The organism is Bacillus sp. V5-8f, from assembly GCF_002863565.1.
Lineage (GTDB): Bacteria > Bacillota > Bacilli > Bacillales > DSM-1321 > Peribacillus.
The window spans coordinates 16,754-27,965 of sequence record NZ_PGUW01000017.1; the positions used below are offsets into that span (position 1 = coordinate 16,754).

Annotated in this window: 10 protein-coding genes and 1 other annotated feature; of the genes, 7 read left to right on the forward strand and 3 right to left on the reverse strand. The window is 40.8% G+C overall.

What is annotated here, in order from left to right; all coding sequences use genetic code 11:
• Positions 1-32: 32 nt before the first annotated feature.
• Positions 33-1,367, reverse strand: coding sequence for a branched-chain amino acid transport system II carrier protein (brnQ, locus tag CUU64_RS15795; protein ID WP_101634562.1), 1,335 nt, complete (start codon positions 1,365-1,367; stop codon positions 33-35).
• 49 nt (positions 1,368-1,416) lie between these two features.
• Positions 1,417-1,666, reverse strand: a binding site (T-box leader).
• 456 nt (positions 1,667-2,122) lie between these two features.
• On the opposite strand from brnQ, the gene CUU64_RS15800 reads away from it, so the two are divergent.
• Positions 2,123-2,353 carry an excisionase family DNA-binding protein gene (locus CUU64_RS15800; RefSeq protein WP_101634563.1) on the forward strand — a complete coding sequence of 77 codons (231 nt, stop codon included), beginning with the start codon at positions 2,123-2,125 and terminating at the stop codon, positions 2,351-2,353.
• A gap of 100 nt (positions 2,354-2,453) precedes the next feature.
• Here CUU64_RS15800 and CUU64_RS15805 read toward each other — a convergent pair whose 3' ends face one another.
• Positions 2,454-2,723, reverse strand: coding sequence for a hypothetical protein (locus CUU64_RS15805; protein ID WP_101634564.1), 270 nt, complete (start codon positions 2,721-2,723; stop codon positions 2,454-2,456).
• Between the two features lie 371 nt (positions 2,724-3,094).
• Between CUU64_RS15805 and CUU64_RS15810 the strand changes: the two genes are divergently transcribed.
• The 5 genes from CUU64_RS15810 to CUU64_RS15830 all read left to right on the forward strand — a co-directional run bounded on the left by CUU64_RS15810 (position 3,095) and on the right by CUU64_RS15830 (position 9,822).
• Positions 3,095-5,854, forward strand: a complete 2,760-nt coding sequence (locus CUU64_RS15810; RefSeq protein WP_101634566.1) for a GTPase domain-containing protein — start codon at positions 3,095-3,097, stop codon at positions 5,852-5,854.
• Between the two features lie 186 nt (positions 5,855-6,040).
• Complete coding sequence (locus CUU64_RS15815) at positions 6,041-7,303, forward strand: esterase/lipase family protein (protein ID WP_374702730.1); 1,263 nt, start codon at positions 6,041-6,043, stop codon at positions 7,301-7,303.
• A gap of 249 nt (positions 7,304-7,552) precedes the next feature.
• Positions 7,553-8,374, forward strand: a complete 822-nt coding sequence (locus tag CUU64_RS15820; RefSeq protein WP_101634568.1) for a basic amino acid ABC transporter substrate-binding protein — start codon at positions 7,553-7,555, stop codon at positions 8,372-8,374.
• Between the two features lie 72 nt (positions 8,375-8,446).
• Positions 8,447-9,103: an amino acid ABC transporter permease gene (locus CUU64_RS15825; protein ID WP_101634569.1), complete on the forward strand. Its 657-nt coding sequence runs from the start codon at positions 8,447-8,449 to the stop codon at positions 9,101-9,103.
• Positions 9,100-9,822, forward strand: coding sequence for an amino acid ABC transporter ATP-binding protein (locus CUU64_RS15830; RefSeq protein ID WP_101634570.1), 723 nt, complete (start codon positions 9,100-9,102; stop codon positions 9,820-9,822). The genes CUU64_RS15825 and CUU64_RS15830 overlap by 4 nt, the downstream gene beginning before the upstream one ends.
• 91 nt (positions 9,823-9,913) lie before the next feature.
• On the opposite strand, the gene CUU64_RS15835 is transcribed toward CUU64_RS15830, so the two are convergent.
• On the reverse strand, positions 9,914-10,273 hold the full coding sequence (locus tag CUU64_RS15835) for a hydrolase (RefSeq protein WP_101634571.1): 360 nt from the start codon (positions 10,271-10,273) through the stop codon (positions 9,914-9,916).
• 161 nt (positions 10,274-10,434) lie between these two features.
• Between CUU64_RS15835 and CUU64_RS15840 the strand changes: the two genes are divergently transcribed.
• Positions 10,435-11,181 (forward strand): alpha/beta hydrolase, encoded by a 747-nt coding sequence (locus tag CUU64_RS15840; protein WP_101634572.1) that lies wholly within the window; start codon positions 10,435-10,437, stop codon positions 11,179-11,181.
• Positions 11,182-11,212 lie beyond the last annotated feature (31 nt).

Consider the following 11,212-nt stretch of genomic DNA (forward strand, 5'->3'; position numbering starts at 1 on the left):
GTCGCGGGGGTCTGACCCTTTTATTGCTATGTTTATGATGCTTTCATTTCTACTTCTTCCGATGCTTTTCCCTCACTGCCCAAATGGCTTAGGATGATGCCAATTGCTGTACCGACAAGGGCCGGTACAATCCATTGAAGACCCACTGATGAAAGCGGTAGGAAATCCCTGATCGTCTGCAATGGCCCCAAGTTAATGCCAAACGTTGCTAACCCATCGATTACAGCAAAAACACCTGTGAATAACATAGCACTGCCATATACTTTTCTTGAATTCCTAAAGAATCGATTGAAGAATGTTAAAGCGATTAGAACAATTGTTAATGGATAAGCCGTGACCAGGAATGGTACGGAAACTTTTAAAATTTGAGCCAAACCTAAGTTTGAAAGAGTAAAGCCTACTAAAGTTACAGCTAATACCACGGTTTTATAGCTTGCTTTCGGGATAAGGTTTGAAAAATATTGCCCGCAGGCAGTAGTTAACCCGACAACCGTCGTGAAACAGGCCAATGTGAAAATGAACCCTAGCAGCGTTTTACCGCTTTGACCCAATAAAAGTGTGGAAGCGGCAGATAGGATCTGTGTTCCGTTTTCAAAAGAACCTTCAGACCCCATTTTTCCACCAATTAGTCCAAGGCTGATATAAACCAATGATAATAATGCACCGGCAATCAAACCGGCTTTCAGTGTATAGCTTGTCAATTGCTTTCTATCACGTATGCCCCTTTGCTGAATGGAAGTGAGGATAACGATTCCAAACGCCAAGGCGGCCAATGCATCCATAGTGTTGTATCCTTCAATGAATCCTTTAGAAAACGCCCCGGATTCGTACGCGGCTGTAGGAGCTTGTAAAGGAGTGTCCAATTTTACAAAGCCTACAACGCATAGGACAACCATTGCTAGGAGAAGGGCTGGTGTGATCCATCGACCCATGTACTTCTCCATTCTGGTTGGGTTTAAGCTGATTACATAGGCCAGGGTGAAGAATACGGCTGTGAATAGTAATAAATATAAAGATGAACTTTGCGATTTACCTAGAAAAGGAACAATTCCCATTTCAAAAGCAACATTGGCATTTCGCGGGATGGCGAGAAACGGCCCGATACTTAAATAGATGACCACCATAAAGATTGTGCTAAATAAAGGATGAACGCGATTTCCAATCGTTTGAACACCGTCCTTTACAAGTGATACAGCATACAATACGGCAAATGGTAGCCCTACCCCCGTCAAGATGAAGCCCGACATCGCGAGCCAATAAGAAGTGCCTGACTCTGCACCCAAGAAGGGTGGGAAAATCAAATTGCCGGCACCAAAAAACATGGAAAATAACATCAAACCAATAAATAAAGTGTCTAATTTCTTCATTGTAATTTCTCCTTTTTGTTATTTTAAAATAAAAAAACTCGTCCCTATAGCCAGGGACGAGTTTGTGCTCGCGTTACCACCCTTATTCCGTCTCTTCCACTTAAAAAGATAAACGGCTCTCAGTCAACGTACAATCATACGTGCTCCAAGGTAACGGCGGAAAACCCGTCAAAGCTTACTACATTCGGCTTTGCATCTCAGAGATGATCTTCGGATAAGTCTTGTGCACCTGCTCCCACCAAACGCAGGTTCTCTGTAGGACAAGGATCCCATCTTACTCTTCTCATCATTGATTTTTTTAATATAAAAGTAATTTACCAGAGCAAAAAAGTTATGTCAATATATTTTGACAGTTGAAATAATTCCCCTTTTTCTTTATTGAAGGAAAAAATACTATAATTAATTAGGAAAACGAGAATGTAAAGAGGGGCTTGAAAGCACCATAAAAAGCACAAAAGGGTTATGAACGTGGTAAATGTCCTGGCTATTAAAAAGTAACTTCCAGGTCTATTTTTTGTTTTGCTTGATTTTTTTACTTTTAGATGTTATTGCTTGAATTATAGAATTTTGGGGTGGCTTGTGAAAGTTGAAAATTTGAATGCAATATCCATTAGCATAAGTTTTCTCACACATACACGGAATGTATCGAGTAAATAAGCGGTGCTAATCCCGGTGAACGTCTTAAAAAGTTTTTCAGCTTGCCCTTTAAGCAGAAGAACATTCATTAGAACTAACGTAAAAGAAGGAAGGATTTTATGTATTTAACCATAAAAGAAACTGCGGAATATTTATCGCTGACAGAGGCGCATGTAGAGAGCTTGATCCAGCAGAAGCGGATTCGGACGGTCCATGATGGTGACCAGTTCTTAATCTATAAAGAACAGTTCAAAAGCCATTTTGAACAGCTTGAAAAGTATAAACAGCAACTTGCTGACGAGCAGGGAGAACCGATTCCAGATGATCCTGATGTGAAGGACGAGGATTAGAATCCAGAACCTTCCCCTACTATATCTGTACCTATAAAAAATACAAATATGGATATAGGGTAGCGGGGCCTACCCTTTTTTCTAGTCAGCCCCGTGACCCTTATCCCTTGTACAAAGATTGAATTTCCTTTAAATCCTCTAACAGCTGATGTATTTCATTTTGGCTAAGCCTTACGGGCATTTGATCATACAGTGTGATGATCTGCCCGTCTTGATCATTTTGGTTCTTCTTTAAATATTCATACAAATTGGCCAGCTGTTTTTGATTGATCACTGATTGTGTATGGAAATCCTTCACTTTTTGTATCGAAAATTCATTTGAATCGCCATCAAATTCTCCAGATAAAATGTTTCCTTCCAAATAATACATGAACCACCACTCCTTTTATGTTATTTTCCCTTAAAATCGGGTAAATATTTCAAAATGGAAAATTTTGATTGGGGTTCAATCTCCCAGCTGAATTACCCCTTTAAAGCGGCGGGGGTCAGGCCCTTACTAGTTTAACGCGTCACCGTACTGGGGGACTGACCCCTATTTATGACGTCTATGTACCTGTTATTATTACAATATAGTAAAATATGATAAGTAATTGTAAGGTGAATGAAACTTTTGATAAGTAATGGTTTGGTAAAATAGTAAGTTAGAGATTATATATATTTCAATTTCGAATAGATGTTCTAATTATGTTTTAAAAGCATAGACATTACTTTCAATATTTTTTATGGCGGAGGATAACCAAGATGGAGGAAAATACTTTCATTACTAAAAAGTATTATGAAACATTGCTTGATTCGGAAAAACCAGTGAATCCGCTCGAGGCACTGGGCGATGCTTTTTTAGCCGAGCAGAAGAAAGAAATTCCTGATTTGACGCCGCTTCGCTTTGCGCAGGGAGAGGTATATTTTCATTACAAAGACTATGAAGCTGCCATTTTTAAATGGGGCAATGTAATAGGCGAACTTGAGCAGTGGGCGAAAAAAAATATTGCTGACGCTTATTATGAAATGGGAATACTCTCCACTGCTGAAGAAATGTATAAAAGCATTTCAACTGACAGCCTGGTCCTTCGGGCTGAAGTTGCGTTGCAATTGTTTTCCCTATACATAGAGGAAGAAAGATTCGATTTGGCATCGCGAACAATCAAGGAAGTTGTTTCCTTCCATCCTGATTATCCAAATGTTACGGATCTTGCACGCGTCTTTTTCGAAGAACAAAAGGATTACAGCAGTGCAATCGAGCTTGCGGTTAACGAAAGCATCCGCACAGAGTCACTGCGTTGGTTTGATGCACTGCAGATATATGTTGAAGAAGGGTATACAAAGGACCTGCCTCCAGAGTATTTCCTGCAGGTGATGCAAACGATGTTCAAATCTGATCATGCGCGGTTTGAAAAGCTAGTCCTTTCACTATGGGATATTTATAAACAACAGGATGCTTATTTCTCTTGGCTTGTATCGCTAAACCATTTCTTTCTACAGGAAGAAATCGGGGAATATGATAAGTTTCAAGGTTTATCTACAGCCTATAAGGATACGTATCTCGAATTGATAGACGGGAGATATTTCATCAGGGAAATTGAGGGACTCGTTCCTGGTTTGTTGTCTAGCTGGCTGAAGCTTGTTGATGAAACCAATGCCTTGTTTTCCTCTGCTTCTGTTCTGTCCTGGAGCGAAATTTTCCCTGATAAAGTACACTCACTGCCTGTGAGCGATGCAGAACATCTTCTTATGAACTCCAGGAATTATATGAAATCCCTAGAGGAGTCACAGGCCTTGTTGGGAGCCATTGAGCTGTGGGCCGAACAGCGCGAAGTACAAATAAGCCAAAAAGACAAATGGATGGTGCGTCAGCTATTGAATTTAGAGACGAAGCATTTATTGCTTGCGGGTCCCGGCGGCACTGGCAAATCTTCTTTCATTAATACAGTACTTGGAGAAGAGATTATCCAAGATACTACTTCGGCCTTCGTTTTTGTAAAAGATAGTGACCAATCCGGGATATTGGAGATTTCCGATAATGAGATTAAGGATCTGCCGGATCTGGAGAGCATCTCCAAGAATCGCAGTCAGCGGGACTCCTTTTTTGAAATTGGATTCCCTTCCGAATTTTTGCATCGAAATGGAATATCCTTGATTGATACACCAGGAGTAAACGGAAACGAGCTTGTAAAATATGAGATTTACAATTTGCTCAATGCTTCTGATGGCCTGCTTTTCGTTTTGGATGCACAATCGCCGTTCACAGACCGTGAACGTGACATGATCATAGACATGAAAAGGAAGTCACCTTATACGCAGGTTCATTTCCTGTTGAACAAGATGGATAAGGTAAACAATGATCAGGATGCTCTCCGAATACTAGAGGAAACGACAGCAAGGATACAATCATTTTTACCTAAGTCGAAGGTATTCGCGTTTTCTGTAGATTACAATAATAGAAAAAACCTGGACGATTTAGCCCAGTTTCTATCAAAAAATTTCCAAGCGGCACACCATGAGGACGAACGAGCGGACAAACTTTTGTATTTTATCCGGAAAGTGTTGACTTCCATGCTGGATAAACGGGTGGAAATGGAAAGCAAGCTGGTTGACTCTATCAGCTGGAATGAAGATATGGTCGTTAAACTCAATGGTGCTATCAATCAGTTAAACGATCTGGAAAAGGAAAAAACCAGAAACATCAAAAACTCCTACCGCCTAATCAAGGAGGACGTGAAAAAAGAGTTGAACGCCAAAATCCCGGAAATACTGCGGGATTGTGCAGAGATGCTTAAAGAAGACAGCGACTTCCGTAGGATCCATATCGAATTGAATGAAGCCATGAATGATCGAATTCAGGAGTATATCAACCATACCGCACTGCCGAAGTTCTATACATCGCTTAAAGGGTGGATTTCAGAGGCTAAGGAAGAATTCAGCCAGAGCCAGTACTATTTAGAAGAAATGGCCGATGGATTCAACTCTATGTATGGCACAGACAGAATGAATCTGGAATGTGACTTCAAGGTGCTTGATGACTGGCGCCGAGACGCAGACCGATTGACAAGCGGCGCGTATATAGAAGAGGTCAATATACTTATGCGGCATACGCCTGCACAATTGCTTTTAAAGAGTGCAGGGAAATTATTCGGAGCGATCGGCCAAAATAACACGGCTTTGTATACAAGATACAAAAAGTTTTTAGAGACTCAGGATTACGAGGACGTAACAGCTTCCATTATCCGTAAATTCTTTTCCCAATTTGAATTGTTTGAGAAATCGATTGATCGAGATATTAGCTTGTTTTTTAGAAATCCTCTTAGCAACCTAAATGATGCGGTCGAAGAAGCTCATACCGAAATCAAAGACAATAAGGCAGCTCTCCAGAAAATGCGAGAAAAACCAGAGTTGTTCCGTGACCCGATTAACCTGTTTGAAGTCCGTTTGCGACAATATGAATGGATGCTGAATGCTAGGGAAATCAACAATAATCCTCAGCTTCATTCCATAAAATCAAGTTAATAGTACAAGGAGGGAGAAATTAAACCCTCCTTATTTTTTTGGTACCAAATATATAAACCGGGGTCAGACCCCTGAGACGGTAACGCGTTAAACTATTAGGGATAAACCACTCAAACATATAAATTTTGAATTTTCAGATTAAAATTGATAAACTTGGTCTTATAATTCTTATTTTTGAAGGGGGAAATTATGAAAGCGTTAACAAAAGTGTGTTTGGCGGTAGGAATTGTTTTGTGCCTTGTTTTTTCCCAGACTGATTTTGCCTTTGCCGATGAGGTGGAGCCTATGAAGAAGAATAGTTATCCAATCGTTCTTGTACACGGTCTTACTGGCTGGGGAGAAGATGAAATGCTTGGATTCCGGTATTGGGGAGGAAATCGAGATTTAAATGATTTCCTTAATAGCAAAGGGTATGAAGTCTATACTGCTACTGTAGGGCCTGTGTCCAGCAACTGGGATCGTGCCGCAGAACTTTACGCCTATATTAAAGGCGGAACGGTCGACTACGGGGCAGCCCATGCCAAGAAACATGGACATGCCCGATTTGGCCGGACCTATGAAGGGCTGTATCCCGAGTGGACCGACAACAGCAAAATCCATTTGGTAGGCCATAGTATGGGCGGTCAGACATCAAGAATGTTGACGGAACTATTAAGAAGCGGCAATGAGGAAGAACTGACTTACCATAAGCAACATCCGGAAGAAAAGGAAATTTCGCCTCTTTACCAGGGGAAGAAAAAATGGGTACACAGCATCACTACGATTGGAACTCCGCATAATGGCTCTACCTATGCTGACAATATCGATATTTTTATGCCATTTTTGAAAGACCTGATCCTGACAATGGGTGTGTTATCCGGACAAGGTCCAACTTCAATGGTATACGATTTCAAACTGGATCAATGGGGACTAAAGAAACAGCCTGATGAAACCTTTCTAGAATATGCAGACAGGGTATACCAAAGCCCTGTCTGGAAATCCAGGGACATCAGTATACATGATTTATCCACTTATGGTGCGAAGGACTTAAATACGAAAATGAAAACCTATGACGATATGTACTATATTTCTTATACCGGGGATGCATCCTACAAATCGCTTTTGACCGGGCATTATCTGCCGTTAGCTGACATGATTCCATTATTCCTTGAGCCAAGCAGATTCATAGGAAGCTATTCTCGTAACCAATTCGAACCATATATTGATAAAAGCTGGTGGCCGAATGATGGCCTTGTAAGTGTCATTTCTTCTCTATCTCCTGCCGGTCATGAAGCTGTTCCGTTGAATGGGACAATCGCAAGGGGGATGTGGAATTATACGGCTCCCAAATATCATTGGGATCATATGGATTTAGTGGGTATCGGCAGGGTTACTGATAGCTTAAACATAAACCAGGTTGAAGACTTCTATATTTCTATTGCACAGGAATTGTCCTCTTTGCCAAAATGATAGACCGGCTCTTACGGGGTCAGTCCCGTACTGCGTTTTTGCTTTAAAGCAGTGGGGGACTGACCCCAAATTTGTTGTTATAGTAGAAATATTATTAACAGGGTGGTTTTTCCTTCACTACTCCTAATTTATAATTTTATGCTTTCTTGCTTTAAAGTAATCTCTTTACTAGAATAAAAAAAATGTTATAATATTTTTAAATATACCAAATTACTGCATGATTATACCGGATGAAACGAGGGGAATTTAATGAAAAAGGTAGTTATATTTGCTATGACATTTGTTTTCTCCGTATTCTTGGCTGCCTGCGGGTCAGAGAAGACTGAAAGCAATGGTAATACAACAGGTGGTTCAGAGGGCGAGAAGAAGACGGTCAGGGTCGTAACGGATGCGGCCTATGCACCTTTTGAGTCAATGAAGGGTGATGAAGTTGTCGGATTTGATGTTGATTTCACAAAAGCAGTCGCAGAAGAGGCCGGTTATGAGGCGGAAATCGAGCATGTCGGTTGGGACCCTTTATTTGTAGAAGTGAAGAATAAGAGAGCGGATTTTGGGATGTCAGCCATTACGATAAATGACGAACGGAAACAGACATATGATTTTTCTGTCCCATATTTCCTATCAACCAACAAGATTTTAGTTCCTAAAGGCAGTGATATCAAATCGGCTGCCGATCTTAAAGGTAAAACAGTTGCTGTACAGAATGCCACTACCGGAGCTGAAGCGGTTGAAAAATTATTTGGCAAAAACAATAAAGATATGAAGAAATTTGAGAATACTAACCTGGCTATCATGGAGCTGAAAAGCGGCGGTGCAGATGCAGTTGTTGCAGACAACACTGTAATCGAAGAGTATGCAAAGAACAACCCGAAAGACAAACTAGTCGTCATCGAGGACACTAACGCATTTGAATCCGAGTTTTACGGACTCATGTTCCCGAAGGACAGCGAAATGAAAGCGGAGTTTGATGAAGCGATCAAAAAAGTAATGGAAAATGGTAAATATGCTGAGATTTATAAAAAGTGGTTCAAGGTAGAACCAGATCTTGATAGATTAAAAGAACAACAATAAGAAAACAGAGAATTGCGTAGCCCATCCCAATGATGTGTTACGCAATTTTTGACTATCTGGGGGAGAAAATGAATGGATTTTCGCTTTGATATTATCGTCGAATATGCCCCTTTCTTTCTGGAAGGAACCCTGCTGACGATCGGCTTGTCACTGGCGGGCATAGCACTTGGCACCTTGCTTGGTTTATTCATTGGTTTAGGAAAAATGATGAAGAACAAATGGCTGGCATTCCCGTTTGAATGCTACATAACGATTTTTCGGGGAACACCCCTTATGGTTCAAATCTTATTGATTCATTTTGCGGTTGTGCCATTTTTTATTGGAGATACAAATGGAGTTGCTGCAGCCATCATTGCTCTTTCTTTGAATGCGGCTGCATACATTGCCGAAATTTTCCGGGCTGGGATCCTTTCCATCGATAAGGGGCAAATGGAGGCTGCCCGTTCTCTTGGGATGAACCATGTCCAGGCTATGAGATATATCATCTTGCCGCAGGCATCAAAAAGGATGATACCGCCGCTTGGTAATGAATTTATTATATTGATTAAAGACTCATCTTTGGCTTCGCTAGTAGCAGCGCCAGAAATCATGTATTGGGGACGAGCTATGAACGGGCAATACTTTGCAGTGTGGGAGCCGTACCTGACTGCAGCAGTTATTTATCTAGTATTAACTCTCTCATTGAGCTTTTTATTACAGCGTTTGGAAAGAAGGCTGGCAACGGAATGATAAGAGTAGAAAAACTAAAGAAGTCATTTGGTACAAACGAAGTTTTAAAAGATATCAATATTACAATCCAGCCGAAAGAGGTGGTCGTAGTAATTGGCCCTTCCGGTTCCGGAAAATCGACATTCCTTCGATGTATAAACAGGCTTGAGTCTATAACGGAAGGGCATATTTATATAGAAGGCAAGGATATCACTGATAAAAACACAGACATTAATAAAATCAGGGAAGACGTCGGAATGGTGTTTCAGCAATTTAACCTCTTCCCGCATAAAACGGTCATAGAAAATATCATGCTGGCGCCTTTGAAGGTGAAAAAAGCAAAAGAAGCAGAAGCCAGAGAAAAAGGAATGGTCCTGCTTCGGAAAGTTGGGCTTGAAGAAAAGGCGAATGTCTATCCTGACTCTCTATCCGGCGGGCAAAAGCAGCGCGTCGCTATTGCAAGGGCGCTCGCCATGGAGCCAAAGATTATGCTGTTCGATGAGCCTACGTCGGCTCTTGACCCGGAAATGGTGGGAGAAGTTCTGGAAGTTATGAAGCAGCTTGCAAAGGAAGGAATGACAATGGTCGTGGTTACCCATGAAATGGGCTTCGCGCGTGAAGTGGGAGACCGGGTTATCTTTATGGATGGCGGCTACATTGTCGAAGAAAATATTCCAAAAGCGCTTTTCGAGAATCCACAGCAGGAAAGAACAAAATCTTTCTTGGGAAAAGTTTTATAGAAAAGAAAGACTCGAAAACAATAAGAAAAAACCAGCCCTTGAGATTTTTCTCTCAAGGGTTTAGTTTATATATTCTATATGCTTTATATCTCTATTTGAATTTTTCAATTTCCTCATCCTGCATGGATTCATCTTCTTCCAAAATCCCCATTTCTTCGATATGGCGTTTTGCTTCCATATCGCCTAATTGATAGATCATCGCATATATTTTTTTCATGCTCTGGTCGTATCTGTCGTTAGCTGGATCTTTATGATATTCAACATAAGGGATATGAGAACGTACGTATGCTTGCAAATCCGCGGTGTAGCTTTCCTGTAAATAGGTCCTTAACTCATGTAGCTCCATATCTGTCGCTTCTATTTTAAAGCTTGGATTTTCTTCAATTGCACGGCGGTCAAGCACATCTCCACTGACAAGGTCCACATAATAAGTTTTCTTCCCTGGATTCAATAAACTCACTCCTATCCATTTTTATCCTCTATTTACCACAAATTATGAAAAAGTAACCACCGGTTAAGAAAGAGGTTGTAAGGAAGAAGCAGGTAAACAGTGAAAAATAACGAATTAATAATAGGTTAATATTTCTAATAGAAGAAGTTGGAGGGGAAGGTATGGAGGAACAATATTCAGTATTAGAGGGAGCAGAGCCATTTTATTTTGAAGGAAACAAAGTTGGAATCTTGGTTTCCCACGGTTTCACAGGATCCACTCAAAGCATGAGGCCGTTAGGGGAAGCATATGCAAAAGCAGGATATACGGTGTGCGGCCCGAGACTTAAAGGCCATGGAACGCATTATGAAGATATGGAAATAACAACATACCAGGATTGGATTGTGTCCGTCGAAGAGGGGTATCAATGGCTAAAAGAGCGTTGTGAGGTCATTTTTGTAACTGGGTTATCAATGGGTGGAACCCTTACTCTATATTTAGCGGAGAACCATCCGGAAATCAAAGCAATCATCCCGATAAACGCGGCAATTGAAATTGACAATATGGCCGCAGCCCAAAACGTTGAGGTGCGGTTTTTGGATGCGATCGGATCGGATATAAAGAAACCGGAAGTAATAGAACTTGCATATGAAAAAACTCCTGTCCGCTCCATAGGTGAAATTGTAAAGTTAATGGGACAGGTGAAAGGGGATCTTAAAAAAATCACATGCCCGGCATTGATTTTTGTATCCCGGGAAGATCATGTCGTGCCGCCGGATAATTCGCAAATCATTTATGAACAAATTTCGTCCCAAGAAAAAAGGATTGTTCACTTGGATAATAGTTATCATGTAGCCACGCTGGATAATGACCAAGAACTTATTATTTCAAAAACGCTAAGCTTCATTGAACAGATTTTACAAAAATAAAAATAAGGGCTGAAAGCTAGGGGGGCTGATT

Excerpts from the sequence above, each read along its gene's own strand:
- brnQ (WP_101634562.1), bottom strand. The coding sequence starts at position 1,367 with ATGAAGAAATTAGACACTTTATTTATTGGTTTGATGTTATTTTCCATG.
- CUU64_RS15800 (WP_101634563.1), top strand. The coding sequence starts at position 2,123 with ATGTATTTAACCATAAAAGAAACTGCGGAATATTTATCGCTGACAGAG.
- CUU64_RS15805 (WP_101634564.1), bottom strand. The coding sequence starts at position 2,723 with ATGTATTATTTGGAAGGAAACATTTTATCTGGAGAATTTGATGGCGAT.
- CUU64_RS15810 (WP_101634566.1), top strand. The coding sequence starts at position 3,095 with ATGGAGGAAAATACTTTCATTACTAAAAAGTATTATGAAACATTGCTT.
- CUU64_RS15820 (WP_101634568.1), top strand. The coding sequence starts at position 7,553 with ATGAAAAAGGTAGTTATATTTGCTATGACATTTGTTTTCTCCGTATTC.
- CUU64_RS15825 (WP_101634569.1), top strand. The coding sequence starts at position 8,447 with ATGGATTTTCGCTTTGATATTATCGTCGAATATGCCCCTTTCTTTCTG.
- CUU64_RS15830 (WP_101634570.1), top strand. The coding sequence starts at position 9,100 with ATGATAAGAGTAGAAAAACTAAAGAAGTCATTTGGTACAAACGAAGTT.
- CUU64_RS15840 (WP_101634572.1), top strand. The coding sequence starts at position 10,435 with ATGGAGGAACAATATTCAGTATTAGAGGGAGCAGAGCCATTTTATTTT.